The organism is Tistlia sp. (assembly GCF_040905785.1).
In the GTDB taxonomy this organism is placed as follows: Bacteria; Pseudomonadota; Alphaproteobacteria; order Kiloniellales; family DSM-21159; genus Tistlia.
On the sequence record NZ_JBBDQW010000069.1, the window covers coordinates 24,639 to 51,491 of the forward strand.

Consider the following 26,853-nt stretch of genomic DNA (forward strand, 5'->3'; position numbering starts at 1 on the left):
TCGCGCCGCCGGGCCTATGGCAGCCGCACGCAAACCGGCGCGACGAGGAAGCGACGATGCTGTTCTGCCTGCCGAAGCTGCTGACCGACCAGGAACTCGGCGAGATCCACGGCCTGCTCGAGGCAGCGCCCTTCGTCGACGGTCGCCAGACCGTCGGCATCGCGATCAAGTCGCGCAAGCGCAACCGGGAAGTTCGGGCGGGGGCGGCCGAGCGGGCGGGCGTCGATGCCATCGTCCGGGCCGCCGTCAGCCGCAGCCGCGACTTCCAGCTGATCGCCTTGCCCTCGCTGATCGGCCCCTTCCTGTTCTCGCGCTACGGCGTCGGCGAGTTCTACGGTGACCACAGCGACAACGTCATGATGAGCGGTCCGCCGCACCGCTTTCGCGCCGATCTCTCGATGACGGTGTTCCTGAACCGGCCGGAGGACTACCAGGGCGGCGAGCTGGTGCTCGACACCGACATGCGCCCGCAGCCGATCAAGCTGCAGGCCGGCGCGGCGGTGCTCTACCCGACCACCGTGCTGCACCGGGTCGAGCCGGTCACGGCCGGCGAGCGGCGGGTCGCGATCTGCTGGATCCAGTCGAGCGTGCGCATGGCCGCCCAGCGCCAGATCCTGATCGACCTCGCCCAGTCGCTCGACTTCTTCATGAAGACGACCAAGGAGGGCCTGGAGCACCCCCAGGCGATCCGCCTGCAGAAGGTCTACGGCAACCTGATGCAGATGTGGGGCAACCCCTAGCCGCTCAGAACGCCATGCCGAGAACCCCCCGCGTCGGCAGGAAGGCGAGGGCGACGGCGATGAGCGCGCTCGCCAGGCGCAGCCACCAGGGGTCCTCGGCGCGGACCAGGGCGCGGGCCAGGAGCCACAGTCCGAGCGCGGTCTTCAGGAAGGCGAGGATCGCCCAGGCCGGCTGTCCGAGCGGATCGAGCAGGCTCGGGCTGGCGATGAAGGCGAGCGGCACGACGTAGAGCCCGAGGCCCAGGCGCATGGCCTGGCCGGCGACCTTCAGCCAGGGCGCCTCGGCCATGCCGGCGGCGATGAAGACCGTGCCGCAGACCGGCGGCGTGATGGTCGAGAGCAGGGCGTACCAGAACACGAAGAGGTGCGCCTGCAGCGGCGGCAGGCCGAGCTTCTGCAGCGCCGGCCCGGCGACCGAGACGCAGATCACGTAGGCCGCCGTGGTCGGCACCTCCATGCCCAGGATCAGGCAGGCGAGGGCGGTCAGCAGCAGCGCCGGGTAGAGCGAGCCGTCCGACAGGGTCAGGATCGCCGAGGTGATCTTCACTCCGAGGCCGGTCTGGTTCAGCACGCCGACGACGATGCCGGCGCAGATGATGATCGAGGCGATCACGGCGATCTGGCGCGCCGCGGCGACGGCGGCCTCGCTCAGGCGCGGCAGCAGGCGGCCGAGCGCCGGCCGCCAGCGGTCGTCGAGGAGCATCAGGGCAAGCGCCGCGAAGGTCGCCAGGGCGGCGGCGTACTGCGGCGTGCGGCCGGCCGCGAACATCGCCCAGAGCAGCACCCCGAAGGGGATCAGGAAGAAGGGCGACAGCCGCCCGACCCGGCGCCAGGCCGGAATCTCCTCGGCGGCCATCGGCTTGAGGCCGTAGCGCCGGGCGAAGAGGGCGATGCCGAACCAGACCGCGACGAAGAACAGCAGCGCCGGGAACAGGGCCGCCTCGACGATCGCGGTGTAGCGGGTGCGCAGCAGCTCGGCCATGACGAAGGCGCCGGCGCCCATCAGCGGCGGCATGATCTGGCCGCCGGTCGAGGCCGTCGCCTCGACGGCGGCGGCGAGCGAGGCCGGGTAGCCGAGCCGCTTCATCGCCGGCAGGGTGATCGCCCCGGTCGAGGCGACGTTGGCCGAGGCCGAGCCGGAGATCGAGCCGAACAGCGCCGAGGCCAGCACCGAGACCTTGGCGGCCCCGGCCTCGAGCCGGCCGGCGAGGCGCGTCGCCAGGGCCATGAAGGCCTCGCCGCCGAGGCCGGCGCCGATCGCCGCGCCGAAGATTACGAAGACCGCGACGATGTTGACCGAGATCCCGGTCAGCGGCCCCCAGATGCCGCCCTCGGCGATGGTCAGGGTGCCGAGGAAGGACTCCAGCGGAATCCCCGGATGGCCCATGCGCCCCGGCAGATGCTGGCCGAGCAGGCCGTAGGCCAGGGCCACCAGGGCCGCCGCCGGCAGCGCCATCTTGACCGCCCGGCGCGCCATCTCCAGGACGACGGCGAGCAGCAGCAGGGCGACGGCGACCTGGAAGCCGCCCTCCAGGCTGCCGTACTGGTCCTCCAGCTCGGCCCGGTTGAGCGCAACCCAGGCGCAGGCGGCGACGCCGGCCAGGCAGAACAGCACGCCCGCGCCGCGTCCCAGCGCCGTCCGGTAGGGCACCAGCAGGAAGACCCAGGGCAGGGCCAGGGCCAGGTGGACCGGACGGCTGATCAGGTTCGGCACCAGCCCGCTGAACACCAGCCAGAGGTGGAAGACCACGCTGGCGAGAGCCAGGAGGCCGGCGGCCCAGCGCAGCGCGCCGGCGAGTCTGTCACCATCGTGAAGGGTCATGGACGGGCCGGGAGGGTAGGAGGTAGGTCGCGTCGGCGACGGTGCACTTCCTGGTTCGACAGGCTCACCATGAAGCGACGGAAACACCCGCGCTGACCCAACCGTCGCTTCATGGTGAGCCTGTCGAACCAGGAAGCGATGGAGAGGCCTGCGCCGAAGCCCCTGTCGCTTCATGGGCGAGCCTGTCGAACCACGAAGCGATGAGAGCCCTGCGCCGACGTCCCCGTCGCTTCATGGTGAGCCTGTCGAACCAGGAAGCGTGAGGGGCCTGCGCCGAAGTTCCCGTCGCTTCGTGGTGAGCCTGTCGAACCATGAAGCGCACGGTCGGGGCCGCCGGCGCAGGCTCCGCGGTCAGGAAGCCGGCAGCTCGATGCCGGCTTCCTTGTAGTAGCGCGCCGCCCCGGGATGCAGCTCGGCGCCGAGCACCGCCAGCAGGTCCGGCGTGATGGCGTCCCACCAGGGCGCGGTCTCGGCCATCTCCGCCTTGGCTTCCCAGAAGCCCTTGGTCAGCTGGTAGGCCGTCTCCTCCGCCATGGCCGCCGTGGCGTAGGCCGCGACCGGCAGGGTCGTGGTCGCGACATCGGTCTCGACGCCGTCGTAGGTGCCCGCGGGGATCACCAGCTTGTCGCGCCCGGTCAGGGCGATCTGCTCGTCGCTCATCGAGAGCAGCTTGATGCCGGTGCCGGCGGCGGCCTCCATGACGTTGGGCGCCGGGTGGCTGCCGGCCGTGACGAAGCCGTCGATCTGGCCGTTCTGCAGGGCCGGCACCGCCGAGTTCAGCTCGGCGTCGGCCAGCTCGACCTTGCCCTCCAGGCCGAACAGGCCGAGGTACTTGGCGCCCTCGCTGGCGCCGAAGCTGCCCTTGCCGATCAGCAGGGTCTTGCCTGCCAGGTCATCCCAGCCGTCGATGCCGGCGTCCTCGCGCACGACCAGGTGCATGGTTAGGAAGGGGATCGGGAAGAGGCCGCGGATCTCCTGGTAGGGCGCGGTGTCGTCGCCCTCGAACATCGCCTTGCCGCCGGCGGCCAGCTTGACCAGGCCGGGCGGCGTCGTGAAGACGTAGGAGCCGCCGCGCTTGGCCGCCTCCTTCACGTTCTGCACCGAGCCCTGGCTCTCCTCGCCGCTGACGACGATCTCGCCGCCGGTCGCCCGGGCGACCGCCTCGGCGATCTGCACGCCCATCTGGTAGTAGGAGGAGGTCGACTTGGCCGACTTGTAGGTCACCCGCGTCTCGGCCCGGGCCGTCTCGGCGGCGAGGCCAACCGCCGCGAGCAGCGCGAGGCCGCCGAAGAGTCCGCGCGCAAGGGCGCGCCTGCTGCTGTCCATGGGTCGTCTCCCCTGAAGGTTTCTTGACTGCAGGCAGGCATAGCGGATTTCGCCGGGGCAGGGAAAGGAGCGCGGTCCCGCCGGTGCCAGGCGGTGCCGCGCCGTTCAGGGCAGCGCGACCCGCCCGACGCAGGCGAAGCGCCGCAGCCGCTCGAGCTCGGCCTCCAGCGCCGCCGTGCGGCCGCGGGCGGCGCGCACCTTCGGCTCCCACCACAGGCCCTGGACCTTCAGGGTGTCGGCCCGGCGGTCGGCCTTGAGGTCGGCGCGGCCGACCAGGCGCTCGCCCTCGAGCAGCGGGAAGACGTAGTAGCCGTAGCGGCGCTTGGGCGCCGGCACGAAGACCTCGATGCGGTAGTCGAAGCCGAAGACCCGCTCCAGGCGCTGGCGGTCGCGGATCAGGGGGTCGAAAGGACTGAGCGCGCGCAGGCGGGCGGGCGGCTGGCAGACCTCCGGCTCGGCCGCCAGGCGCTCGGGCAGGCCGGCGAAGGCGAAGGCGGCGCGCCGGCCGCCGTCGGCGCCCTCGACCGCGACCTCGACCAGCTCGCCGGCGGCCAGGGCCTCGTGGCACCAGGCGGTCGCCTCGGCCGGGCTCAGCGCGTCCCAGAAGCGGGCGATCTCGCCCGGGGTCGCGAAGACCAGGCGCTCCAGGGCGCTGCGGCAGTTCCAGTCGCGGAAGGCTTGCCCGTCGGGCGGCGGTCCCCGGTGCGCTGCCGGAATCACCCGCTCGGCGAGGTCGTAGACCTTCTGGAAGGCGACGCGCCTGGCCACGGCCAGGACGCCGGTGCGCCAGAGGTACTCCAGCGCGACCTTCTCGGGATGCCAGTCCCACCAGCCTTGCGACCCCTTAGGCCGGTAGGCGCCGAAGTCGCGGGCCATCAGCGGGCCCTCGGCGGCGACCCGCGCGGCGACATGGCCGATGTAGCTCTCGAAGTCGGCGCCGTGCCAGTTGCGCCAGCGGCCGGCGAGGCGCTCGCGCTCGCGCTCGAAGCGCGGCTGCCACCAGGTCCAGAAGCGGCTCGGCAGGATCGCCGCGTCGTGGGTCCAGTTCTCGAACAGGCTGCGCTCGCCTTCGAGCAGGCGGGCGAGCTGCTTCTGCCGGTAGGTCTGGTTGCGCGAGAAGAGGATCTGGTGGTGGGCGCGCTCGACGATGTTGATGGAGTCGACCTGGACGAATCCGAGCCGCTCGACCAGGTCCTGGAGCCCCGCGAGGTCGAGCTTGCGGTTCGGCGGCTCGGCCAGGCCCTGGGCCTGCAGCAGCAGGCGCCGCGCCTGGCGGTTGGTGACGAGGGGCAGGCTGTCGCTGGGCATGGCCGGGAGCTCTGGGAACGAAAGCGGTACGGCAGCCTAGCCGAGCGTCCGCCGATTCCCTAGCCCGTGCGCGAACGGCAGCGGGGCGGCGGAGCAACCCCGGGCGGCCGGGTCTCGGCGCTCGCATGGTTCGACAGGCTCACCATGAAGCGACGGGGGCGCCGGGTTGCGGTGGCGCCGGGTGACGGGGCCGCCGGGTGCCTGTCCGCCCTGACTCCGGCAGGGGGCAGCCGGCCGGCCGGCCGCCGATCGATCCTCGACGTGCCCCGCAGCGGCGAAGCTGCCGGGCCGCCTGCGCCCGCCCGCCCGTCGCTTCATGGTGAGCTTGTCGAACCATGCAAGCGCCGGAACCCTGCCGCTGCCGCCCCTTGCCGGAGGCGGCAGGTGCAGGGGCGGGGCGGCGGAGGCACCCTGGCGGCCGGGTCTCGGCGCTCGCATGGTTCGACAAGCTCACCATGAAGCGACGGTAGCGCCGAGTGCCCTGTCCCACCGCCTTCCGGCAGGGGGTTGCCGGCAAGGCCGCCCGCCGATCAGTCCTCGAAGCTGCCGCGCCGCCTGCACCTGCCCGCCCGTCGCTTCATGGTGAGCTTGTCGAACCATGCAAGCGCAGGAACCCCGCCGCTGCCGCCCCTGGCCGGGGGCGCCGACAATCGCGCTTCGCCCGCCGCGCTTGCATCCCCGTCCCATGTGCAGGATCAGGAGGCATGTACAGGATCGGGACGCCGGGCTACGACAAGTCCGATCAGGCCAAGCGGTGGGCGCTGCCGGACCGCGTCTTCTTCGCGTGCGGCGCCTGCCATATCCTGGCCTTTGCCTTCATGGAGCGCTATGGCGGCTCGGGCGCGCGCGCGCTCTGGCTCAGACCCGCGCGAGGTCACGCCAGCAACCACATCTTCGTCGCGACGGCCGACTGGACCTTCGACTACCACGGCTACGCCGAGCGCCGGCGCTATCTCGACCACACCTTCGACAAGGCCCGCAGGTGGTGGCCGGGATGGGACGCGACGTTCGTAGAGCTGCCGACGGAGGTGCTGATCTCGGAGCCGAAGTCGCGGCAGTACGATGGGCTCCGGCTGCGCGAGCCTTCACAGTTCCTACGCGACCCCCTGTCGCGGGCGCGGGCCTTCCTCGACCGCTTCCCGCCGCCGCCCGGCCGCTGAACAGTCCTCGCAGTGCCCGCGACGGCGAAGCTGCCGCCCACTTGCCGAATCGAACTCGACCACCTAGCGTTGAATTCCTTACTTCCAGTGGAGCAGTGTCATGGCAACCCGGCACGACCTCGGAGACTGGGTAGTGGAAGCCCTGAAGCACCACGGCGGTGAGGCCAGCATCCTCCAGGTGGCAGAATTCATTTGGGCGCGACGTCAACCCGAACTCCGCGCCTCGGGGCCGCTGTTCTACACTTGGCAGTATGACATGCGATGGGCAGCAACTAGGCTGCGCAGGAAGGGCTTGATCGCCGCCCCGCGCACCGGCCGACAGGGTGTGGGCGCTTCGGGGCTAGGTGCACTATCGCAGGGGCACCCTGGCGGCCGGGTCTCGGCGCTCGCATGGTTCGACAGGCTCACCATGAAGCGACGGTGGCGCCGGGCGACCTGTCCGCCATGTCTCCGGCATGGGGCAACCGGCCGCCCGGCCGCCGATCAGTCCTCGAAGTGGCCCGCGGCGGCGAAGCTGCCGCCCTGGAAGCGCACGGCGGGGTCGTCGGGGTCCTGGCGCGGGTGGGCGGCCTCGACCTTGGCGCGGAACTGCTCGGAGCTGTCCTGCGGCACCCAGCCGAGGAAGGCGGCATGGCCGTTGTCCCACCACTGCTCGCGGTTGGCCGAGGCGCCGTAGAGCACCGTGTGGCCGACTCGCGTCGCCTCGAAGACGCGCTTGACCAGGCGCACGAAGTCGTCGGGGCTCAGCCAGGTCGCCAGCATCCGGCGGTCCTTGGGCTCGGGATAGCAGGAGCCGATGCGCACCGCGACGTTCTCCAGCCCGAACTTGTCGAAGTAGTAGCTGCCCAGGTTCTCGCCGTAGGCCTTCGACAGGCCGTAGAGGCTGTCGGGCTTCTGCCTGGAGCCGCCGTCGAGCCTATCCTCGCGGCGGTGGAAGCCGATCGCGTGGTTGGAGCTGGCGAAGAGGATGCGCGGGGCGCCGTGGCGCCGGGCGGCGTCGAACAGGTTGTAGGTGCCGCGGAAGTTGGACTGCAGGATGTTCTCGAAGGTGTTCTCGACCGAGACGCCGCCCAGGTGGACGATGCCGTCGCAGCCCTCGACCAGGCTGTCGACCGCGGCGGCTTCGGCGAGATCGCAGGGCACCAGCTCCTCGCCGGGGCCGGCCTGGCCGAGGTCGGCGATGTCGGAGAGCCTGAGGACGCTCGCGTAGCCGGCCAGGCGCTCGCGCAGCAGGCGGCCCAGGCTGCCGGCCGCGCCGGTGATCAGAAGACGATTCATCGAAGCTCTCCCGCGGTGGTTGCCGGCGTCTCTTCCAGTATGAGAAATCCAAGCTAACCGATCCAGCCGGGCAGGGTCAGGGAGATCGCCGGGATGAAGGTGGTCAGCATGAGGGCCGTCAGGATCGCCAGGTAGAACGGCCAGATCGTGACCACGGCGCGCTCGATCCTGACGCCGCCGATGGCGCAGCCGACGAACAGGCAGGCGCCGACCGGGGGCGTGCAGAGGCCGAGGCCCAGGTTCATCATCAGGATCATGCCGAACTGGATCGGGTCCATGCCGAAGGAGGCCACGACCGGCAGGAAGATCGGCGTGCAGATCAGGATCAGGGCGGCCATGTCCATGATCATGCCGAGCACCAGCAGCATGACGTTGAGCATCAGCAGGATCACGATCGGGTCGCTGGAGATCGCGGTCAGCGCGCCGGTCAGCTGCTCGGGGACCCGGTAGAGCGCCAGCAGGTAGGCGAAGGCGGTGGCGCAGCCGACCAGGATCATGACCATCGCCGTGGTGCGCACCGCCGAGAGCACAGCGATGCGGAACTTCGCCCAGCTGAGCTGGCGGTAGACCAGTGTCGTGACGGCGAGCGCGTAGATTACGCCGATCGCGCCGGATTCGGTCACCGTGAAGATCCCGGAGAGCACGCCGCCGACGATGATCACGGCGGTGAACAGCCCGGGGATCGCGGTCGCCGCGCTGAGCAGCAGGCTGCGCCACCCGGGGAAGCGCTCGGCGGCATAGCCGCGGCGGACCGCCACCAGGTAGGCGGCGACGGCAAGGCAGATGCACATGATGACGCCGGGCACGATGCCGGCGATGAACAGCTTCGACACCGAGATGCCGCCGCCCGCCGCCACCGCGTAGAGGATCATGTTGTGGCTCGGCGGGATCATGATGCCGGCCAGGGAGGAGGTCACCGTGACGTTGACCGCATAGTCGGCGTCGTAGCCCTTCTCCTTCATCACCGGGATCAGGATCGAGCCGAGCGCCGAGACGTCGGCGACCGCCGAGCCGGAGATGCCGCCGAACAGCATCGAGGAGAAGACGTTGACCTGGCCGAGCCCGCCGCGCAGCGAGCCGACCGCCGCGGCGGCCAGCTGCACCAGGCGCTGGGCGATGCCGCCGTGCAGCATCAGCTCGCCGGCGAAGATGAAGAAGGGAATGGCGAGCAGCGAGAAGACCGAGATGCCCGAGAGGATGCGCTGGAAGGCGATCAGCAGCGGCAGCCCCTCGTAGGCGAAGGCGGCGACCGCGGCGACGCCGAGCGCGAAGGCGACCGGGACGCCGATGACGACGCCGACCGCGAAGATCCCGAGCAGCAGGGCGAGGCCCATGGCTCAGCGCCGCCGCTCGGCGCGGGGGGCCTCGAAGGTCGGCGGCGCCAGCGGCGCGCCCTCGGGCGGCGCCGCGCCGAGCGACTCCAGGAGGTGATCGTCCTGCCAGGGATAGCGGCCGAGCGCGCGGCGCAGCGCGCGGCTGCCGGCGAAGAGCACCAGCAGCAGGCCGCAAACGGTCAGGGGCAGGCTGCGCAGGCCCTCGGGCAGGTCGAGCAGGGGAATCGAGGAGGACCACTTGAAGACCACGAGGTGCCAGGCGTGCAGGGCCATCAGCAGGCCGAAGCCGGCCATCACCAGGTCACCGACCACCATCAGGGTGCGCCGTGCCCCGCGCGGCAGGGCGTCGCGCAGGAAGTCGACCGACAGGTGGCGCTGCTCGTGGACCCCGACCGCGGCCGACAGGAAGGTGATGACGACGATCAGCAGCAGGCCGAGCTGCTCGGCCCAGGTCGGCGTCTCGTTCAGCACGTAGCGGCCGAACACCAGCCAGCCGAAGATCGCGATCAGCAGGACCAGGCAGCAGCCCGAGACCAGGGTGACCAGGCGCGCCAGGGCGTCGAGCGCGCGGTCGAGCGCCCGTTCGGGACCGCTGGGCGCCAGGCGCGGCTCGAGAGGGTCGGTCATGAGGCGGGCGGTCCGGGGCAGGGCAGGAGGGTCGGGCAGAAGCCCGGCCGGACGGGCTTCGTCCGGCCGGGCGTCATCGCAGCAGGCTCAGTCGGTCGCCTTGATCTTCTCGACCAGTTCCTTCAGCTCCGGGTTCTTTTCCAGGAAGGCCGCATGGACCGGCTCCATGGCCGCCTGGAAGGCCGCCTTGTCCTGGATCTCGTTGAACTTGACGCCGGCGGCCACGACCTTGTCGCGGCTCGCCTCCGCGCGCTCGGCCCAGAGCTTGCGCTGCAGGTCCGCGCTTTCGCGGGCCGCCTGCCTGACCAGCGCCTGGTCGTCGGCCGACAGCGAGTCCCAGAGCGCCTTGTTGATGCAGACGCACTCCGGGATGATCAGGTGCTCGGAGTTGGAATAGTAGCCGGCGACCTCGAAGTGGTTGGTCGACTCGTAGGACGGCCAGTTGTTCTCGGCGCCGTCGACGACCCCCGTCTTCAGCGACTGGTAGACCTCGCCGAAGGCCATCGGCGTGGCGTTTCCGCCCATCGCCTCGATCATGCCGACGAAGAGGTCGTTGCTCATGACCCGGATCTTCATGCCCTTGACGTCGTCGGGCGTCTCGATCGGCCGCTTGGTGTTGTAGAAGGAGCGCGCACCCGAATCGTACCAGGCGAGGGCGACCAGGCCCTTCTCGGCCATGGCGGCGCTGAGCTCCTCGCCGATCGGGCCGTCCATGACCCGGTGCATGTGGTCGAGGTTCTTGAAGATGAAGGGCAGCGAGACGACGTTGGTCGCCGGCACGACCTGGCCCATCGGGCCCAGGTTGAAGACGGCGAAGTCGATGCCGCCGAGCCGGACCTGCTCGATCGCGTCGGGCTGGTCGCCGAGCACGCCGGAATGGTAGGTCTTGGCGGTCAGGCGCCCGTCCGAGCGCTCGGCGATCATCTCGGCGAAGGCGTCCATGCCCAGGGAGACCGGGTAGTCGGGGACGTGGATGTTCCAGCCGCGCCACTCCTTGGCTTGGCCGGTCGCGGCACCCAGCAGCAGGCCGGCGGTCAGCGCCGCGGCGGCGAGGCCCAGCAGTCCTGTCTTGCGCATTTTACTTTCCTCCCTCGTGAGCCCGGTTTGCGGCAGCAGGCGGCTGTCGGCCCGGCGTTCTAGACATCAGACATCATATGAATTAGCCTGACCAGCGTCAATCTCGGCGAGCGGCTATAGTGGGCTGCAGTATCGAGAGCCGACTCGGAGAGGGGAATGACGGAACTTGCGGCCCGGCGGCCGGCGACACGGCCGCGCCGGAACCTGACACAGATGGTCATCGCGGACCTGCGCGAGCGGATCGGCAGCGGCGGCCTGCAGCCTGGCGACAAGCTGCCCACCGAGCAGGCGCTGATCCGGCAGCTCGGCGTCAGCCGCACGGTGGTGCGCGAGGCGATCGCCGGCCTGCGCGCCGACGGCCTGGTCGAGCCGCGCCAGGGCATCGGCGTCTTCGTGCGCGAGGCGGTGCGTCCGAGCTCGGGCCTCAGCCTGCTCAGCGAGGACGCCGGCAAGATCTCCTCGGTAATCGAGACGCTGGAGCTGCGCGCCGCGGTCGAGATCGAGGCGGCGGGCCTCGCCGCCGAGCGCCGCTCGCCGGCCCAGGAGGCCAAGATCCGCGAGCGCTACGAAGAGATCGCCGCGGCCATCGCGCGCGGCGAGGCGGCCGAGGACGCCGACTTCGCCTTTCATCTCGCGATCGCCGAGGCGACCAACAACCGGCATTTCGGCGAGTTCTTCGAGTTCCTCGGGCGACGCACCATCCCGCGCTCGCAGCTCTCCGACCGCGGTGCTTCCCCGGTGCGCACGCCGGCCTACGTGCGCCAGCTGCAGGGCGAGCACGAGACCATCATGGCCGCCATCTGCCAGGGCGACGCCGAGGCCGCCCGCGAGGCCATGCGCATCCACCTCAAGGGCAGCCTGGAGCGCTACCAGCGCCTGCGTCGCGAGGCGCGGTAGGAGCTGGCGACGGCCGCCGGCGGTGCGGCCGCTGCGCTTGCGTGGTTCGCCCTTGCGCTTGCGTGGTTCGACAGGCTCACCACGAAGCGACGGGTGGGACGCCACAGGCTTCGCCGTCGCTTCATGGTGAGCCTGTCGAACCATGAGAGCGCAAGGGCCCAGCCCGCGAAGTCATCATATGACTTGACTGGGCGGGAGGAGGACATATCGTACCGGCAGCTCCCGGCGCGCCGCTCGCGGCGCATTCCTCCAGACCGGACCCCGAACCATGGATCACGCTGCCCTCAAGGCCCGCATCGCCAGCGGCCTGCTGTCCTTCCCGGTCAGCCCCTTCCGCGCCGACCTCTCATTCGACCTTGAGCGCTACCGTGCCCACGTCGGCTGGCTCGCCGGCTTCGAGGCGGCGGCCCTCTTCGCCGCCGGCGGCACCGGCGAGTTCTTCTCGCTGACCCCCGCCGAGGTCTGCGAGGCGACGCGGGCGGCCAAGGAGGTCTCGGGCGCGGTCCCGATCATCGCCGGCTGCGGCTACGGCACCGCCATGGCCTGCGAGCTGGCCGAGGGCGTCGAGCGGGCCGGCGCCGACGCCATCCTGCTGCTGCCGCACTACCTGGTCGGCGCCTCGCAGGAGGGCCTCTTCGCCCACGTCAAGGCGGTCTGCGGCGCGATCCGCATTGGCGTCGTCGTCTACAATCGCGACAACGCCATCCTCAAGGCCGACACCCTGGCGCGCCTGGCCGAGGCCTGCCCGAACCTGATCGGCTTCAAGGACGGCTCGGGCGACATCGCGACGGTGCGCCAGGTCACCGCCAGCCTCGGCGACCGGCTCGTCTACATCGGCGGCATGCCGACCCACGAGCTCTACGCCGAGGCCTACGACGCCGCGGGCGTCTCGACCTACTCCTCGGCGATCTTCAACTTCGCGCCGGAGATGGCGCTGACCTTCCACCGGGCGCTCGGCGAGCAGGACCGCGCGACCCTGCAGGAGCTGCTGACCGGCTTCTTCTATCCCTATTCCGCGATCCGCGACCGCAGCCCGGGCTACGCCGTCTCGATCATCAAGGCGGGCCTGCGGCTCGCCGGGCGCGACTGCGGGCCGGTGCGCCCGCCGCTGACCGACCTGACCGAGGTCGAGCACGAGCTGCTGGCGCCGCTGGTCCGGGCCCACTGCCGAGGCTAGGCTGCGCCATGGCCTCGACCCGCATCGCCGAGATCCGCACGCACCTGCTCGAGCACCGGCTCGAGGCTCCCTTCGAATCGGCCTTCTCCCGCTTCGACTCTCGCGCTCACTGCCTGGTCGAGGTCGTCACGGAGGACGGCACCTCCGGCTGGGGCGAGTGCCTCGGGCCGATGCGCCTCAACGCCGCCGTGGTCGCGGCCATGGCGCCGCTGCTGGTCGGACGGGACGCCCTCGACCACGAGCGGCTGTGGCTGCACCTCTACAGCCAGTTCCGCGACCAGGGGCAGCGCGGCCTGGTGGTCACCGCCCTCTCCGGCCTGGAGATCGCGCTCTGGGACCTCAAGGGCCGGCACTTCGGCGCGCCGGTGCACCGGCTGCTCGGCGGCGCCTTCCGCAGCCAGGTGCCGGCCTATGCGACCGGCGGCTTCCGGCGTGCCTCGGGCGACCGCCCGACCTATCTGGCCGAGGAGACCGCGGGCTACGTCCGCGAGGGCTTCGGGGCGGTCAAGATCAAGATCGGCTACGGCGTCGCCGAGGACCTGGCGGCGATCCGGGCGGTGCGCGAGGCGATCGGGCCCGGCACCGGCCTGATGATCGACGCCAACCACGGCTACGATGCCCTGGAGGCGATCGCCCTGGGGCGGGCCGCGGCGGCCTGCGACATCGCCTGGTTCGAGGAGCCGGTCGTGCCGGAGGACCTGGAGGGCTACCGGGCGGTCAAGGCGGGCCAGCCGATCCCGGTCGCCGGCGGTGAGACCTGGTTCACCCGCTGGGGCTTCCGCGACGCCGTGGCCGGCCGCGTCCTCGACATCCTGCAGCCCGACGTCTGCGCCGTCGGCGGCCTCTCCGAGGCCTGCCGCATCGCGACCCTGGCCGAGACCTTCGGCCTGCGCCTGGTGCCGCACGTCTGGGGCACCGGCGTCGCCCTGGCCGCCGCCCTGCAGTTCCTCGCCGTGCTGCCGGACTCGCCGCCGCGCCACCAGCCGCGCCAGCCGCTGCTCGAGTTCGACCGGACCGACAACCCCTTCCGCCAGGCCGTGCTCACGGTGCCGATCGAGCAGCGCGACGGCCTGGTCGCGGTGCCCGACGGCCCCGGCCTCGGCATCGAGATCGACCGCGCCGCCCTGGCGCGCTACAGGGCACCGGAGGGATAGGAGAGACCATGTCCGAGACCCAGGCCCCGCGCCCGCTGGCCGGCCGCGCGCCCAAGCTGAAGACGCCGCCGGGAACCACCGACACCCATATCCACATCTTCAGCGAGGGCCACGCCGGCCAGCCGGGCGGGCCGCCGATGCCGGCGCCGGCGACGGTCGCCGACTACCGCCGCTTCCAGAAGTGGCTGGGGCTGGAGCGGGCCGTGGTCGTGCAGAGCAACGCCTACCAGCTCGACAACGCCTGCCTGCTCGAGGCGCTGGCCGACTTCGGCGGCGACGCCCGCGGCATCGCCGCCGTGACGCCTGAGACCCCGGAGGCGGAGCTGGAGCGCATGACCGCTGCCGGCGTGCTGGGCGCGCGCATCATGAACCTGCCGGGCGGCGCCGTCGGGCTCGACCGGCTGGAGGCCGTGGCGGCGCGGGTCCGGCCCTTCGGCTGGCACGTCATCGTCCAGCTCGACGGGCGCCAGCTGCCCGACCACGAGGCCGTCCTGAAGCGCCTGGAGGGGCCCTACGTCGTCGATCACGTCGGCAAGTTCCTGGAGCCGGTGGCGCTCGACCATGCCGCCTTCCGCTGCCTGCTCGGCCTGGTCGAGCGGGGCAACTGCTACGTCAAGCTGTCGGCCGCCTACGAGACCTCGCAGAGCGGGGCGCCGGACTACCGCGACGTCGGGCGGCTCGCCCGGGCGCTGGTCGAGGCGGCGCCGGAGCGGATGCTCTGGGCCAGCAACTGGCCCCACGTCGGCGTGCCGCGCGAGCGCTACCCCGACGACGTCGACCTGCTCGACGTGCTGCTCGAGTGGGCGCCCGACGAGACGGTGCGGCGAGGGATTTTGGTCGACAACCCGGCGCGCCTTTACGGATTCTGAGACGCGCCTGCGGGGAGGGCGGGGGCCGGCGCCCTGAGGCTGCTCCACAGGGCATCGGGGCGGGCCACGAGGTCCGCCAGCGTGTAGCCGTCCAGCACCGCCACGAAAGCCTCGAGGGCCTCGCGCAGCGCGCCGCGTAGGCGGCAGGCGCCGGTGATGACGCAGCGATTGTGCGCGGCGTCGAAGCACTCGACCAGGGCGAAGCTGTCCTCGGTGGTCCGCACGACCGCGCCGATGCAGATCTCGGCGGCCGGCCGGCCGAGACGCAGGCCGCCGCCGCGCCCGCGCACGGTCTCGATAAAGCCCTCGCGCCCGAGCTCGAGCGCGATCTTCATCAGGTGGTTGCGCGAGATGCGGTAGTCGCTCGCGACCTCCTGAATGGTGACCAGGCCGCGCGGCTCGATGGCGAGGCGCATCAGCAGGCGCAGGGCGTAGTCGCTGTGGCGGGTGAGCTGCATGGGGGCGCCGGCGGTTAAAAGATGCATCATAGGTATTGCTTTTGGGCGGCGTCGGCAATAGCCTCGCAAAAGATGCATTTTCACTACCTGTTTGAGACGACCTCATGGAACAAGCGCCTCTGCACCCCAACCCCCTGCGGCTGCCCGTCCATCCGAGGATCGACGAAGCGCTGATCGAGCGGCTGGTCCGGGCCTTCTACGGCCGGGTCGCCCGGGACCCCGAGCTGGGCCCGATCTTCGCCGCGGCGCTCGGCGAGAGCTGGGAGCCGCATCTGCAGAAGATGTTCGCCTTCTGGTCGTCGGTGACCCTGATGACCGGCCGCTACAAGGGCAAGCCGGTGCCGGCGCATCAGCGCCTGTCGGGCGTTGCGCCGCATCATTTCGAGATCTGGCTGGGGCTGTTCCGCGAAACCGCCGAAGCGCTCTGCGAGCCGGAGGTCGCCGAGATCTTCGTCGTCCGCGCTGAGCGCATCGCCGAGAGCCTGCAGCTCGCCCTCTTCTACAGGCCCGGCCTGTCGCCCGCCTTCGGGGCCGCCTCGCCGGGCGAGTCGAGCCGCTGACACTGGAAAGGATGGAACGATGGAAGGACTTGCCGAACGCTTGCCGGCCGAAGGCCTCGAGGCGGACCGCCTGCCGCCGGAGACCCCCTCTGCCCCGGTGCAGCCCCGCACCCGGATCCTGGAGGTCCCGCGCGGCCCCGCTCCGGCGCCCGCCAACGATCTCGTGTCCGCCGCACCCTCCAACGAGCGCAGCCTCGGCGAGGAGCTCCACCCGGCCTGCTACGCCATCATCTTCGGCGCCGCCCTCTGGATCGTCGGCGTCTACGGCCTCGCCTTCGCGGCAGCGCCGCAGGCCCTCATGATGGTCGGCGTGTCCCTCAGCTTCCTGCTCGTCTACGGCGGCCTGCCCCTGGTCATGTGGCGCTCGCGTCCCCTCCCGCAGCGCGCGCGCCGCACCGGAGGCTTCGGGGCTTTCGCCCGGAGCCGTGTCGAGACCTGGACCGGCGCCATCCACGGCCGCGAGGCGACGACCCAGATGGCCATGATCCCCGTGGCCCTCGCGCTGGCGGCGACCGGTACGGCGCTGGCGATCGCGGCCGCGCGCTGAAGCGACACCGCCGCGCCACCCGTCGCCGCAGGCAGTTGCCGGACGGAACCATCGTCACCCTTGCCTGTTCCAAGGACAGGGGCGGAGGGCACGGCGGGCTCCGGCGCGGCCGCCCCTCGAACCCACGGCGAGCGCCCGGCGGCCCGAGCCGCTAGGCCGAGCAGCAATCCAAGGCACTCGCGGAGGGGGGGGCGCTCGTATTGCGAGCGTTTGCGGAAAAGGAAATGCGACCGAAGATACAAAAAGTCACATCCGTTCGACACGACATCGCCGTAAAAGAAGGCGACAGTGGAGGTCGGGAGGCAGTGGCCACCAGGAAGAGCGAGGCTTCATCATGACTACACCGGTGTTCGCAGAGCCGACTGTCGAAGACATGCTGGCGGATCCGATCGTCCGGCTGGTGATGCAGCGCGATGGGGTCGAGGAAGCGGAGCTCCGCCTCACGCTGCGCCGGCTGGCGGCGGCCCGGACCTGCATCCGGAACGGGCGTGACGGCCGGGCGCGGTCCGCGCCCGCCCCGGATGCCGACGCGGTTGCCGCCGCCGAAGGCTAGCAGGCCCGGCTCGGCTTCCCCGTTACCGACCCAGCCAGATCCCGACCCAGAGAGTTTGACCCCGGGCGCCGCTGCGCCCGGGGTCTTCTTGTGCGGCGACCGCGCTGCGCGAAATCAGGAGCCGACGACGCGGCCGCCGTTGGGGTGCAGGACTTGGCCGGTCATGTAGGAAGCTTCCTCCGAGGCGAGGAAGACGTAGCAGGGGGCGACCTCGTTTGGCTGCCCGGCCCGCTCCATCGGCGACGACTTGCCGTGCTGCGCGACCTTCTCGGGGCCGAAGGAGGCCGGGATCAGCGGCGTCCAGATCGGGCCCGGCGCGACCGCGTTGACCCTGATCTGCTTGTCGACCAGCGCCTGCGAGAGCGAGCGGGTGAAGGCGACGATGGCACCCTTGGTCGCGGCGTAGTCGATCAGCGTCTTGTGGCCCTGGTAGGCCGTGATCGAGGTCGAGTTCACGATTGCCGCGCCGGGCTTCAGGTGCGGCATCGCCGCCTTGGTCAGATAGAAGAAGCTGAAGATGTTGGTGCGGAAGGTGCGCTCCATCTGGGCCGTGTCGAACTGGGCGAAGTCGTCGGTCTCGTGCTGCTCCGCCGCGTTGTTGACCAGGACGTCGAGCCGCCCGAAGCGCTTGAGCGTCTGCGCCACGGCGTCGCGGCAGAAGGCCTCGTCCCCGATGTCGCCGGCGATCGCCAGGGCCGGGCGGCCCTCTTCCTCGACCAGCCGCACGGTGTCCTCGGCGTCCTCCGTCTCGTCGAGGTAGAGGATGGCGACGGCGGCGCCTTCGCGGGCCATGGCCAGGGCGACGGCGCGGCCGATGCCGCTGTCGCCGCCACTGATCAGCGCGACCTTGTCGGCCAGCCTGCCGCTGCCGGGAAAGCGCGGGCGGCAGTCCGGCTCCGGCGTCATCTCGCGCTCGTCGCCGGGCTGGTCCTGTTGCTGAGGGGGCTGCAGGTGCTCGTTCATCGGGTTCCTCTGGGCTGGGGCCGCTCGTGGGGGCGAGCGCCCGGTGAAGGGTCTGCCTGTAGGACGCCGGCGCGCCGCCGGCGTTCCTTCGCCGGCTGCCCCGCCCAGGCGGCGCGGAACCTTCGCGGCGGAGGAAAGGTTCTGCGGGCGAGCCCCTCGCCCAGCCTCTCCCCTTGGACAGGAACGAGCCTTTGACCGATCGATCCGGCCGCAGTGCCGACCAGCCGGGGAAGATTCCCCCGCGGGGCTGGCTGCAATCGATCTGGCGGGTCAAGGACGAGATCGGCCGCGACAATATCGGGATCGTCGCCGGCGGCGTCTCCTTCTACGCCTTCCTGGCGATCTTCCCGGCGCTCGCCGCGGCCGGCATGATCTGGGGCGCGGTGGCCGATCCCGCCGTGGTCCGCGAGCAGCTCGCCGCCTGGCGCGGGGTCATTCCGCCGGCCGCCTACGAGATCCTCGACGACCAGCTGACGCAAGTTTCGAGCAGCCCCGCAAATGCCCTCAGCCTCGGCGCCGCCTTCAGCCTGCTGCTGGCGCTCTGGAGCTCGACCAAGGGCGTGAAGTCGCTGATGGCCGCCATGAACATCGCCTACGGCGAGACCGAGCGGCGCGGCTGGTTCAAGCTCAACCTCGTCGCCCTGGCGCTGACCGTGGGCGCGATCCTGATGGGCCTGACCGCGATCGCCGCGGTCGCCGTCGCACCGGCGCTGCTCGCCTTTCTCGACCTCGGATTCGCCGCCACGCTGGCGCTCGCCGCACTGCGCTGGGGCGGCATGCTGGTCCTGGTCATGGTCGGCCTCGCCGTTCTCTACCGCTGGGGCCCGTCGCGGCGCGATGCGCGGCTGTGCTGGGTGACGCCCGGCGCCGTGGTCGCGACCCTGCTGTGGCTGATCGCCTCGGCGGGCTTCTCGATCTATGTCGCGAACTTCGCCAACTACAACGAGACCTTCGGCGCGCTCGGCGCGGTGGTCATCCTGCTGATGTGGTTCTGGCTGACCGGCTACGCGATCTGCCTGGGCGCCGAGCTGAACTGCCAGCTCGAGCTGCAGACCGCGCGCGACACCACGGTCGGTCCCGAGCGGCCCATGGGCGAGCGCGGCGCCTACGCCGCCGACCACGTCGCCGGCGAGCGCTCCGAGCCGGCGCCGCACGGCCCGGTCGGCGTCAAGCCGGGCTGAGGTGGTTTACCGCTCCGGCAACGCATAGGCGATGATCCAGTCCCCGGCCTTGGTGTCGACCGAGCCGTGGCCGCCTGCGACGGCGAGGACGTATTGCCGGCCGTCGGCGCCGCGGTAGCTCATCGGCGTCGCCTGGCCGCCGGCCGGCAGGCGGGCACGCCAGAGCTCGGCCCCGTCGGTCACCTCGTAGGCGCGCAGGTAGTAGTCCAGGGTCCCGCTCATGAAGGCCAGGCCGCTGGCGGTGATTATCGGGCCGCCGAGCGAGGGCACGCCGAGCTCGAAGGGCAGGGGCAGCGGCGAGAGGTCGCGGATCGTGCCGTTGCGGTGCTGCCAGACGGTCTCGCCGGTCTCAAGGTCGATACCGGCGATGGTGCCCCAGGGCGGCGCGTGACAGGGCACGCGCAAGCCGAGCGGCGAGGTGAAGGGCGCCATGGCGGCGGCGAAGGGCGCCCCGTAGTTCTCGTTGAGCCCCGGCGCGCCGTCGGAGACGTAGTTGGTCGTCTCGTCGGCACGCTCGATCAGTCGCGTGGTGAAGGCGAAGTAGACCGGCGTCGCAACGATCACCTGGCGCAGCGGGTCGATCGCGACGCCGCCCCAGTTGAAGGAGCCGAAGTTGCCGGGATACACGATCGTGCCCTGGGTCGAGGGCGGCGTGTAACGACCCTCGTAGCGCAGCTGCCGGAAGGCGATGCGGCAGGCCAGCTGGTCGAAGGGCGTGAGGCCCCACATGTCACGCTCGTCGAGCGGCGGCGGGTTGAAGGAGATCGCCGAGACGGGCTGGGTCTCGGCCGTGAAGTCGCCCGCCGCGGCCCCCTGTGGCGCCGGCACTTCGGTGACCGGCAGGATCGGCTCGCCGGTCCGCCGGTCCAGGACGAAGATCTCGCCCTGCTTGGTCGCCTGGACCAGCGCCGGCACCGTCTCGCCGCCGCGCTGCAGGTCGACGAGCTGCGGCTGCGCCGGCACGTCCATGTCCCAGAGGTCGTGGTGCACGGTCTGGAAGACCCAGCGGACCTCGCCGGTCGCCAGGTCGAGGGCGGTGACCGAGGAGGAGAAGCGCTCGGTCTCGGGCGTACGATCGCCGCCCCACTGGTCGGGCGGCGCGTTGCCGAGCGGCAGGTAGACCAAGCCGAGCTCGGCGTCGACGCTGAGGGGCGCCCAGGCGTTCGGCGAGTTGGCCGTGTAGGTCTCGCCCTCGGCGATCGGCTCGATCGCCTCGGGATTGCCCGGGTCGAAGTTCCAGACCAGGGCGCCGCTGACCGCGTCGTAGGCACGGATCGCGCCCGAGGGATCGTTGACCGAGACGTTGTCGTTGACCGCGCCGCCGATCACCACCAGGCCCTCGGCCACGGCCGGCGGCGAGGTCGAGTAGTAGAAGCCCGCCTTGACGTTCGGCATGTTGGCCCAGAGGTCGACCGCACCCTCCTCGCCGAAGCCCGGGCAGGGCTGGCCGCTGGAGGCGTCGAGGGCGAAGAGCCGCGCGTCCGCCGTCGGCAGGTAGATGCGCGCCGGGCAGGCCGTGCCGTCGGGCAGGTTCGGCGGTTCGTAGTAGGAGACGCCGCGGCAGGTCTGGTGCTGGCGGTCGCTGTTCTTGTCGGCCCCTGGGTCGAAGCGCCAGCGCTCGGCGCCGGTCACGGGATCGAGGGCGATGGCGATCGAATGGGGCGTGCAGATATAGAGCGTGTCGCCGACCTTGATCGGCGTCACCTCGTAGGTCGTCTCCACGGGATCGCCGGGGCCGCGCAGGTCGCCGGTGCGGTACGACCAGGCCTGCTCCAGCTCGGTCACGTTGGCCGGCGTGATCTCCGCCAGCGGCACGTAGCGGTTGCCGCCCGGCGTGCGGCCGTAGTGCGGCCAGTCGGCCTCTGGAATGCCCTCGGCGAGCGCGCGCCCCGAGGCCGCTTCGGCCTGCCGCTCGGGCAGGCTGCCGCGGATGCCCCAATCGTCGGTGGCGAGGGCGTAGACGCCGACGCCGAGCGCGGCGACCACCGCCAGGGCGAGCGGCAGCCCGGCCGCCGACAGGGCCCCCGGCCGCGGCGCCTGCTCGCTGCGGCGCAGGCGGCCGGCGACCCAGGGCATCAGCAGCCACAGGCCGATCAGCGCGATGACGTCGCCGCGCGGCGCCAGCTGCCACCAGTCGAAGCCGACCTCCCAGACCGCCCAGGCCAGCGAGCCCGCGACAACCAGCGCGAAGACCCAGAGCGCCGCCGGCCGCCGCGCGAACAGCAGCCCGGCGGTGACCAGGAAGCCGAGTCCGGCGGCCAGGTAGTAGGGCGATCCGCCGAGCAGGAGGAGCCAGAGGCCGCCGCCGAGCAGGCCGAGCCCGAGCAGCGCGATGACGAGTGCCGTGCCGACGACCATAATGCCCCTTTCCGCGTGCAATCCTTGCACGAGACCAACCGGCGGGGCTGCCGCTTGGTTCCGCCCGCAAGCGGCAGGAGGCGCTGGTGGCCGCGGCCGGACTCGAACCGGCACTCGCGTTACCGCGAAGCAGATTTTAAGTCTGCTGTGTCTACCGATTCCACCACGCGGCCCCAGGACCGCCCGGACGACAAGAGGCGGGCGGTCGGCTTCCTTGTGCAACGGCGGCGGACCGGAGCGCAAGCGGGGCGAGCCATGCCACAGTCCCCTGTCGGTCCGGAGCGGCTTCCGCAGCGCCGGCGGCTTCGCTAGGCTGGCGGCCGGTCCACCGCCGGGAGCCGCCGCCATGCCAGACAGCCTGCAACAGCCCGAGCCGCAGGACGAGACCGTCTTCCCGCCGGGCGTCTGTTTCATCGACGGCGCCTACACCTCGATGGACCAGGCCAGGATCCCGGTGCTCGACTGGGGCTTCCTGCGCTCGGACGCGACCTACGACGTGGTCCACGTCTGGCAGGGCCGCTTCTTCCGGCTCGACGCCCACGTCGAGCGCTTCCTGAACTCCGTGGCCTCGCTGCGCATGACGCTGCCGGTCGGGCGCGCCGAGCTGGAGCGCATCCTGCACACCCTGGTCGCCAAGGCCGGCTTCCGGGACGCCTACGTCGAGATGGTCTGCACCCGCGGCCACTCGCCGACCTTCAGCCGCGACCCGCGCGAGGCGCGCAACCGCTTCTTCGCCTTCGCCATCCCCTTCGGCTGGATCGCCAGCGAGGAGCAGCGCGCCCGCGGCCTCGACGTCCACATCGCCGCGATCCCGCGGATCTCGCCCGAATCGGTCGACCCCACGGTCAAGAACTACCACTGGCTCGACCTGGTCATGGGCCTCTACGCCGCCTACGACGCCGGCCGCGAGAACGTCGTGCTGACCGACGGCGCCGGCAACGTCACCGAAGGGCCGGGCTTCAACCTCTTCGCGGTCAAGGACGGCCGGGCGACGACGCCGGGCCGGGGCGTGCTGCAGGGCGTCACCCGCCGCACCGCCCTGGAGCTCTGCGCCGAGCTCGGCATCCCGGCCGAGGCGGCGCCCCTGTCGGTAGAGGCGCTGAAGGCCAGCGACGAGATCTTCCTGACCTCGACCGCCGGCGGCCCGATGCCGATCACCCGCCTCGACGGCCAGCCGGTCGGCGACGGCCGGCCGGGCCCGATCACCGCGAAGGTGACGGCACTCTACTGGGACAAGCACGGGGACCCGGCCTGGAGCACGGCGGTCGACTATTCGCTGGCGGGGTAGGGCGGAGGTCCCGCCCACTCGCACCCGATCACGCTTCGTGGTTCGACAGGCTCACCATGAAGCACGACCTGACGCATGCGCGAACCCATCCGTCGCTTCATGGTGAGCCTGTCGAACCGAGCGGAGCTCGGCGCGTAGCGCGAAGCGTGGCGCGCGAAGCCCTACTCCCGCGCCCCGGCCTCCCTCAGCAGCTTCACGATGTCGTCGGCGCCGACCATGCGGGCGGCCTCGAGGGCGGTCCAGCCGTCGTCGGCGACGCGGTTGGGGTCGGCGCCGGCTTCGAGCAGCAGCGCGACGCCGGAGGGAAACCAGTTGTTGGCGGCGAACATGAGCGCGGTGTTGCCCTGGTCGTCGGCGCTGTCGGCGGGTGCGCCGGCGGCCAGCAGGCGGGCCAGCAGGCGCGCGTCGCCGGCGCGCGCGGCGGCGACGACCGGCGGGCGGCCGCCGGGACCCGGGGCCTCGGCGTCGGCGCCGAGCTCGATCAGGACCGCGACCGTCTCGAAGTCGTTCTGGCGTATCGCGGCGATCAGCGGCGTCAGCCCGGCGGCATCGCGCACCTCGAGGTCGGCGCCGGCTTCGGCCAGGGCGCGGAGCGCCGCCGGGCGGCCCTGGATCGCGGCGCGCATCAGTGCGGTCTCGCCGCGCTCCGTGCGCGCCTCCAGCAGGGCGCCGTTCGAGAGCAGCAGGCCGAGGGCGTCGGCATGGCCGCGGTCGGCGGCGGCGATCAGCGCCGTGGTGCCGTCCCTGGCGGCGGCGGCCGGGTCGGCGCCGGCGACCAGCAGCTCGGCCAGGATCGGCAGGGGGTCGGCGGAGAAGGCGCCGTTGATCAGCGGCGTGTTGGCGTCGGACCGGTCGCGGGCGTCGGGCTCGGCGCCGGCGGCGACCAGCTGCGCCACCAGCAGCCCATGGCCGCGCCGCGCCGCGAGCAGCAGCGGCGTGTTGCCGTGGTCGGCCTCCCGCGCCTCGAGCGGCGCCGCGGCCGCGATCAGCACCTCGGCGACGCTCGGCCAGCCGTGGTAGGCGGCATAGTGCAGGGCGGTCCAGCCGTCGTCGGGCGTCGCCTCGCCCGGATCGACGCCGCGCTCGAGCAGCAGGGCCGCGACCTTGGCGGCGTTCGCCTCGGCGGCGCGCAGCAGCGGCGTGCGGCCTCGCGGATCGCGGACCGCCGGCGAGGCGCCTCGCTCGAGCGCGAAGGCCGCCATCTCGGCGTCGTCGATCTCCGCGGCCCGGTAGAGCATCAGGTCGGGCGCCGACTGCGCGGCGGCCGGGACCGTCGAGGCGGGAAGGGCCAGGGGCAGCGCGAGCAGCAGCAGGCCGGCCAGCGCCGCTGCCGCCCGCACCGCGGTCACTCCGCCGCCGCGGCCTGGCCGGCGGGCTCGAGCCTGGCGGCGCAGAACTTGAACTCGGGAATCTTGCCGTAGGGGTCGAGCTGCGGGTTGGTCAGCACGTTGGCCGCCGCCTCGGCGAAGCAGAAGGGAATGAAGATCAGCCCGTCGGGCACGTCGCGGTCGGCGCGCAGGATCAGCTCGATCGAACCGCGCCGGGTCGTCACGCGCACCTCCTGGCCGGCCCGGTAGCCCTTGCGCTCCATCTCGCGCGGGTTCATGGACACGACCGGCGCCGGCTCGAGCTGGTCGAGGACGCCGGCGCGCCGAGTCATCGAGCCGGTGTGCCAGTGCTCGAGCAGCCGCCCCGTGGTCAGCACCAGCGGGTAGTCGGCGTCGGGGATCTCGTCGGGCGGCACCAGGTCGGCCGGCACGATGCGGCCGCGGCCGTCGGCGGTCGGGAAGCCGCTGGCGAAGATGATCTCGTTGCCCGGCCGGTCGGGCGCGTCGCAGGGGTAGGTGACGGCGTCCTCGCGCTCCAGGCGCTCCCAGGTGATGTTCTTCAGCGAGGGCATGACCTGGGCCATCTCGGCGAAGACCTCGTGCGGACCGGCGTAGCTCCAGTCCAGGCCCAGGCGTCGGGCCAGCTCCTGCATGATCCACCAGTCCTGGCGCGTCTCGCCGGGCAGCGGCACGGCCGGGCGGCCGATCTGCACCTGGCGGTTGGTGTTGGTGTAGCTGCCCACCTTCTCGGCGTGGGCCGAGGCCGGCAGCACGACGTCGGCGTGCCAGGCGGTCTCGGTCAGGAAGATGTCCTGGACCACCAGGTGCTCCAGGTGCGCCAGCGCCTTGCGGGCGTGGTTCTGGTCGGGGTCAGACATCGCCGGATTCTCGCCCTGGACGTACATCGCCTTGATCTCGTCGGCGAGGATCGCGTCGATGATCTCGACCACGGTCAGGCCCTTCTTCGGGTCCAGCTCGCTGCCCCAGAAATCCTCGAAGCGCGCGTGCACCTGGGGATTCTCGACCGACTGGTAGTCCGGGAAGACCATGGGGATGAGGCCGGCGTCGGAGGCGCCCTGGACGTTGTTCTGGCCGCGCAGCGGGTGCAGGCCGGTTCCGGGGCGGCCGATCTGGCCGGTCGAGAGCGCCAGCGCGATCAGGCAGCGGGCGTTGTCGGTGCCGTGGACGTGCTGGCTGACGCCCATGCCCCAGAAGATGAGCGAGCGCTGGGAGCCGGCGTAGAGCCGCGCGACCTCGCGCAGCTCGCCGGCGTCGATGCCGCAGACCTCGGCCATCTTCTCCGGCGGGAAGTCCTTGACCTTCTCGGCCAGCGCCTCGAAGCCGCTGACGTGGGCCTGGACGTACTGGCGGTCGTAGAGCCCCTCCTCGACGATGACGTGGAGCAGGGCGTTCAGCAGGGCGACGTCGGTGCCCGGCTTGAACTGCAGCGTGTGGGTCGCGTAGCGCGACAGGTTCTGGCGCCGCGGGTCCATGACCACCAGCTTGGCGCCGCGCTTGGCCGCCTGCTTGATGTAGGTCGCCGCGACCGGATGGTTCTGCGCCGGCCGCGCGCCGATCACGACGATGCACTCGGCGTCGCCGGCGGCGGTGAAGGGCGCGGTCACGGCGCCCGAGCCGATGCCCTCCATCAGGGCGGCGACCGAGGAGGCGTGGCAGAGCCGCGTGCAGTGGTCGACGTTGTTGCTGTGGAAGGCGGTGCGGATCAGCTTCTGGAAGAGATAGGCCTCCTCGTTGCTGCCCTTGGCCGAGCCGAAGCCGGCCAGGCCTTTCGGCCCCTCGCGCTCGAAGACCGCCTTCAGACCGACGGCGGCGCGGTCCAGCGCCTCCTCCCAGCTCGCCTCGCGGAAGTGCGTCCAGGGATTGGCCGGGTCGACCTGGTCGTCGCCCCGCTTGGGCGCGTCGTCGCGCCGGACCAGCGGCCGGGTCAGGCGGTGCGGGTGCTCGATGTAGTCCCAGCCGAAGCGGCCCTTGACGCAGAGCCGGTTCTGGTTGGCCGGGCCGTTGCGCCCGTCGATCTGGACGATACGGTCGTCCTTGACGCCGACCTTGGTCTGGCAGCCGACGCCGCAGTAGGGGCAGAGGCTGTCAACCGTGCGGTCCGGGAAGACCTGCCGGGTGCCGGCGGCGTCGAGCAGGTTGGCCTCCATCAGCGCACCGGTCGGGCAGGCCTGGACGCACTCGCCGCAGGCGACGCAGGTCGAGTCGCCCATGGGATCGTCGAAGTCGAAGACGACCTTGGCGCCGTGGCCGCGGTAGGCCATGCCGATGACGTCGTTGACCTGGACCTCGCGGCAGGCGCGGACGCAGAGATTGCAGTGGATGCAGGCGTCCAGGTTGACCGCCATCGCCGGGTGGCTGGCGTCGGGCGCCGTCGAGGTACGGCGCGGGAAGCGGCTCGCGGCGACGCCGACCCGGTCGGCCCAGGACCAGAACTTGCTCTCGGGATCGTGCGCCGTGGCGCGCGCCGGCTGGTCGGCGACCAGCAGCTCGAAGACCAGCGCGCGCGCCTTCGCCGCCCGCTCGCTCGCGGTCTTGACGACCATCCCCGGCGCCGGCGCGCGGATGCAGGAGGCGGCGAGCACGCGCTCGCCCTCGACCTCGACCATGCAGGCCCGGCAGTTGCCGTCCGGGCGGTAGCCCGGCTCCGGGCTGTGGCAGAGGTGCGGGATCTCGAGGCCGCGGCGCGCCGCGACCTGCCAGATCGTCTCGCCGGGCAGCGCCTCGACGGTCTCGCCGTTCAGGGTGAACTCGATGGTCTCTGTCATCGCCAGCCGGGCCCTTCGCCTTGGCGCCGCGGGCCTGCCGCGGCATCGCTCATTCTAACGCC

23 protein-coding genes and 1 tRNA gene are annotated in these 26,853 nt (G+C 71.7%); 11 read left to right on the top strand and 13 right to left on the bottom strand.

The window, feature by feature from the left end:
- The first annotated feature begins 56 nt into the window (after positions 1–56).
- Entirely contained in the window at positions 57–740 is a 684-nt protein-coding gene (locus tag WD341_RS15580) for a Fe2+-dependent dioxygenase (RefSeq protein WP_368426397.1), read from the top strand.
- A gap of 4 nt (positions 741–744) precedes the next feature.
- On the opposite strand, the gene WD341_RS15585 is transcribed toward WD341_RS15580, so the two are convergent.
- The 3 genes from WD341_RS15585 to WD341_RS15595 form a co-directional block, all read right to left on the bottom strand.
- The gene (locus tag WD341_RS15585) at positions 745–2,562 is read right to left on the bottom strand and encodes a TRAP transporter permease (protein WP_368426398.1); all 1,818 of its coding nucleotides are present in this window, start codon (positions 2,560–2,562) and stop codon (positions 745–747) included.
- 351 nt (positions 2,563–2,913) lie between these two features.
- Positions 2,914–3,888 carry a TAXI family TRAP transporter solute-binding subunit gene (locus tag WD341_RS15590; protein WP_368426399.1) on the bottom strand — a complete coding sequence of 325 codons (975 nt, stop codon included), beginning with the start codon at positions 3,886–3,888 and terminating at the stop codon, positions 2,914–2,916.
- Positions 3,889–3,993: 105 nt separating this feature from the next.
- Positions 3,994–5,196, bottom strand: coding sequence for a winged helix-turn-helix domain-containing protein (locus WD341_RS15595; protein WP_368426400.1), 1,203 nt, complete (start codon positions 5,194–5,196; stop codon positions 3,994–3,996).
- Positions 5,197–5,900: 704 nt separating this feature from the next.
- Between WD341_RS15595 and WD341_RS15600 the strand changes: the two genes are divergently transcribed.
- Positions 5,901–6,356, top strand: coding sequence for a hypothetical protein (locus WD341_RS15600; protein WP_368426401.1), 456 nt, complete (start codon positions 5,901–5,903; stop codon positions 6,354–6,356).
- Between the two features lie 483 nt (positions 6,357–6,839).
- On the opposite strand, the gene WD341_RS15605 is transcribed toward WD341_RS15600, so the two are convergent.
- The 4 genes from WD341_RS15605 to WD341_RS15620 all read right to left on the bottom strand — a co-directional run bounded on the left by WD341_RS15605 (position 6,840) and on the right by WD341_RS15620 (position 10,672).
- Positions 6,840–7,634 (bottom strand): NAD-dependent epimerase/dehydratase family protein, encoded by a 795-nt coding sequence (locus WD341_RS15605; protein WP_368426402.1) that lies wholly within the window; start codon positions 7,632–7,634, stop codon positions 6,840–6,842.
- Between the two features lie 53 nt (positions 7,635–7,687).
- The gene (locus WD341_RS15610; protein ID WP_368426403.1) at positions 7,688–8,968 is read right to left on the bottom strand and encodes a TRAP transporter large permease; all 1,281 of its coding nucleotides are present in this window, start codon (positions 8,966–8,968) and stop codon (positions 7,688–7,690) included.
- A 3-nt stretch (positions 8,969–8,971) separates the two neighbouring features.
- On the bottom strand, positions 8,972–9,595 hold the full coding sequence (locus tag WD341_RS15615) for a TRAP transporter small permease (RefSeq protein WP_368426404.1): 624 nt from the start codon (positions 9,593–9,595) through the stop codon (positions 8,972–8,974).
- Between the two features lie 87 nt (positions 9,596–9,682).
- Positions 9,683–10,672, bottom strand: coding sequence for a TRAP transporter substrate-binding protein (locus WD341_RS15620; RefSeq protein WP_368426405.1), 990 nt, complete (start codon positions 10,670–10,672; stop codon positions 9,683–9,685).
- A gap of 156 nt (positions 10,673–10,828) precedes the next feature.
- Between WD341_RS15620 and WD341_RS15625 the strand changes: the two genes are divergently transcribed.
- The 4 genes from WD341_RS15625 (at position 10,829) to WD341_RS15640 (ending at position 14,769) form a co-directional block, all read left to right on the top strand.
- Complete coding sequence (locus WD341_RS15625; protein WP_368426406.1) at positions 10,829–11,569, top strand: FadR/GntR family transcriptional regulator; 741 nt, start codon at positions 10,829–10,831, stop codon at positions 11,567–11,569.
- Between the two features lie 268 nt (positions 11,570–11,837).
- On the top strand, positions 11,838–12,746 hold the full coding sequence (gene kdgD, locus WD341_RS15630) for a 5-dehydro-4-deoxyglucarate dehydratase (protein ID WP_368426407.1): 909 nt from the start codon (positions 11,838–11,840) through the stop codon (positions 12,744–12,746).
- Positions 12,747–12,754: 8 nt separating this feature from the next.
- Positions 12,755–13,900 (top strand): mandelate racemase/muconate lactonizing enzyme family protein, encoded by a 1,146-nt coding sequence (locus WD341_RS15635; RefSeq protein ID WP_368426408.1) that lies wholly within the window; start codon positions 12,755–12,757, stop codon positions 13,898–13,900.
- Positions 13,901–13,908: 8 nt separating this feature from the next.
- Positions 13,909–14,769: an amidohydrolase family protein gene (locus tag WD341_RS15640; protein ID WP_368426409.1), complete on the top strand. Its 861-nt coding sequence runs from the start codon at positions 13,909–13,911 to the stop codon at positions 14,767–14,769.
- Here WD341_RS15640 and WD341_RS15645 read toward each other — a convergent pair.
- Positions 14,757–15,227 carry an Rrf2 family transcriptional regulator gene (locus WD341_RS15645; protein WP_368426410.1) on the bottom strand — a complete coding sequence of 157 codons (471 nt, stop codon included), beginning with the start codon at positions 15,225–15,227 and terminating at the stop codon, positions 14,757–14,759. The genes WD341_RS15640 and WD341_RS15645 overlap by 13 nt on opposite strands.
- Positions 15,228–15,331: 104 nt before the next feature.
- Here WD341_RS15645 and WD341_RS15650 point away from each other — a divergent pair, with 104 nt between their 5' ends.
- The 3 genes from WD341_RS15650 (at position 15,332) to WD341_RS15660 (ending at position 16,887) form a co-directional block, all read left to right on the top strand.
- Positions 15,332–15,787, top strand: a complete 456-nt coding sequence (locus tag WD341_RS15650; RefSeq protein ID WP_368426411.1) for a group III truncated hemoglobin — start codon at positions 15,332–15,334, stop codon at positions 15,785–15,787.
- Between the two features lie 19 nt (positions 15,788–15,806).
- Positions 15,807–16,334, top strand: a complete 528-nt coding sequence (locus WD341_RS15655) for a hypothetical protein (protein WP_368426412.1) — start codon at positions 15,807–15,809, stop codon at positions 16,332–16,334.
- 334 nt (positions 16,335–16,668) lie between these two features.
- Positions 16,669–16,887, top strand: a complete 219-nt coding sequence (locus WD341_RS15660) for a hypothetical protein (RefSeq protein ID WP_368426413.1) — start codon at positions 16,669–16,671, stop codon at positions 16,885–16,887.
- Between the two features lie 114 nt (positions 16,888–17,001).
- Here WD341_RS15660 and WD341_RS15665 read toward each other — a convergent pair whose 3' ends face one another.
- Complete coding sequence (locus WD341_RS15665; RefSeq protein ID WP_368426414.1) at positions 17,002–17,850, bottom strand: SDR family oxidoreductase; 849 nt, start codon at positions 17,848–17,850, stop codon at positions 17,002–17,004.
- 191 nt (positions 17,851–18,041) lie between these two features.
- On the opposite strand from WD341_RS15665, the gene WD341_RS15670 reads away from it, so the two are divergent.
- Positions 18,042–19,031 (top strand): YihY/virulence factor BrkB family protein, encoded by a 990-nt coding sequence (locus WD341_RS15670; RefSeq protein ID WP_368426415.1) that lies wholly within the window; start codon positions 18,042–18,044, stop codon positions 19,029–19,031.
- Positions 19,032–19,037: 6 nt separating this feature from the next.
- Here the strand turns inward: WD341_RS15670 and WD341_RS15675 are convergent, their stop codons facing one another.
- Together WD341_RS15675 and WD341_RS15680 are read right to left on the bottom strand one after the other, a co-directional pair.
- A complete protein-coding gene (locus WD341_RS15675) occupies positions 19,038–21,389 on the bottom strand; it encodes a glucose/quinate/shikimate family membrane-bound PQQ-dependent dehydrogenase (protein ID WP_368426416.1) in 2,352 nt (783 codons plus the stop codon).
- Positions 21,390–21,473: 84 nt separating this feature from the next.
- Positions 21,474–21,562, bottom strand: a tRNA-Leu gene (locus WD341_RS15680).
- Between the two features lie 173 nt (positions 21,563–21,735).
- Between WD341_RS15680 and WD341_RS15685 the strand changes: the two genes are divergently transcribed.
- Positions 21,736–22,677: an aminotransferase class IV gene (locus tag WD341_RS15685; RefSeq protein WP_368426417.1), complete on the top strand. Its 942-nt coding sequence runs from the start codon at positions 21,736–21,738 to the stop codon at positions 22,675–22,677.
- Positions 22,678–22,838: 161 nt separating this feature from the next.
- Here WD341_RS15685 and WD341_RS15690 read toward each other — a convergent pair whose 3' ends face one another.
- Together WD341_RS15690 and fdhF are read right to left on the bottom strand one after the other, a co-directional pair.
- Positions 22,839–24,017 carry an ankyrin repeat domain-containing protein gene (locus WD341_RS15690; RefSeq protein ID WP_368426418.1) on the bottom strand — a complete coding sequence of 393 codons (1,179 nt, stop codon included), beginning with the start codon at positions 24,015–24,017 and terminating at the stop codon, positions 22,839–22,841.
- Positions 24,018–24,022: 5 nt separating this feature from the next.
- Complete coding sequence (gene fdhF, locus WD341_RS15695; RefSeq protein WP_368426419.1) at positions 24,023–26,791, bottom strand: formate dehydrogenase subunit alpha; 2,769 nt, start codon at positions 26,789–26,791, stop codon at positions 24,023–24,025.
- Positions 26,792–26,853: the final 62 nt, after the last annotated feature.

Bases quoted from the DNA above. Each gene is read 5' to 3' on its own strand.
- WD341_RS15600 (WP_368426401.1), top strand. From the start codon at position 5,901: ATGTACAGGATCGGGACGCCGGGCTACGACAAGTCCGATCAGGCCAAG.
- WD341_RS15655 (WP_368426412.1), top strand. From the start codon at position 15,807: ATGGAAGGACTTGCCGAACGCTTGCCGGCCGAAGGCCTCGAGGCGGAC.
- WD341_RS15625 (WP_368426406.1), top strand. From the start codon at position 10,829: ATGACGGAACTTGCGGCCCGGCGGCCGGCGACACGGCCGCGCCGGAAC.
- WD341_RS15620 (WP_368426405.1), bottom strand. From the start codon at position 10,672: ATGCGCAAGACAGGACTGCTGGGCCTCGCCGCCGCGGCGCTGACCGCC.
- WD341_RS15635 (WP_368426408.1), top strand. From the start codon at position 12,755: ATGGCCTCGACCCGCATCGCCGAGATCCGCACGCACCTGCTCGAGCAC.
- kdgD (WP_368426407.1), top strand. From the start codon at position 11,838: ATGGATCACGCTGCCCTCAAGGCCCGCATCGCCAGCGGCCTGCTGTCC.
- fdhF (WP_368426419.1), bottom strand. From the start codon at position 26,791: ATGACAGAGACCATCGAGTTCACCCTGAACGGCGAGACCGTCGAGGCG.
- WD341_RS15595 (WP_368426400.1), bottom strand. From the start codon at position 5,196: ATGCCCAGCGACAGCCTGCCCCTCGTCACCAACCGCCAGGCGCGGCGC.
- WD341_RS15660 (WP_368426413.1), top strand. From the start codon at position 16,669: ATGACTACACCGGTGTTCGCAGAGCCGACTGTCGAAGACATGCTGGCG.
- WD341_RS15580 (WP_368426397.1), top strand. From the start codon at position 57: ATGCTGTTCTGCCTGCCGAAGCTGCTGACCGACCAGGAACTCGGCGAG.
- WD341_RS15610 (WP_368426403.1), bottom strand. From the start codon at position 8,968: ATGGGCCTCGCCCTGCTGCTCGGGATCTTCGCGGTCGGCGTCGTCATC.
- WD341_RS15645 (WP_368426410.1), bottom strand. From the start codon at position 15,227: ATGCAGCTCACCCGCCACAGCGACTACGCCCTGCGCCTGCTGATGCGC.
- WD341_RS15665 (WP_368426414.1), bottom strand. From the start codon at position 17,850: ATGAACGAGCACCTGCAGCCCCCTCAGCAACAGGACCAGCCCGGCGAC.
- WD341_RS15675 (WP_368426416.1), bottom strand. From the start codon at position 21,389: ATGGTCGTCGGCACGGCACTCGTCATCGCGCTGCTCGGGCTCGGCCTG.
- WD341_RS15585 (WP_368426398.1), bottom strand. From the start codon at position 2,562: ATGACCCTTCACGATGGTGACAGACTCGCCGGCGCGCTGCGCTGGGCC.
- WD341_RS15650 (WP_368426411.1), top strand. From the start codon at position 15,332: ATGGAACAAGCGCCTCTGCACCCCAACCCCCTGCGGCTGCCCGTCCAT.
- WD341_RS15615 (WP_368426404.1), bottom strand. From the start codon at position 9,595: ATGACCGACCCTCTCGAGCCGCGCCTGGCGCCCAGCGGTCCCGAACGG.
- WD341_RS15640 (WP_368426409.1), top strand. From the start codon at position 13,909: ATGTCCGAGACCCAGGCCCCGCGCCCGCTGGCCGGCCGCGCGCCCAAG.
- WD341_RS15590 (WP_368426399.1), bottom strand. From the start codon at position 3,888: ATGGACAGCAGCAGGCGCGCCCTTGCGCGCGGACTCTTCGGCGGCCTC.
- WD341_RS15605 (WP_368426402.1), bottom strand. From the start codon at position 7,634: ATGAATCGTCTTCTGATCACCGGCGCGGCCGGCAGCCTGGGCCGCCTG.
- WD341_RS15685 (WP_368426417.1), top strand. From the start codon at position 21,736: ATGCCAGACAGCCTGCAACAGCCCGAGCCGCAGGACGAGACCGTCTTC.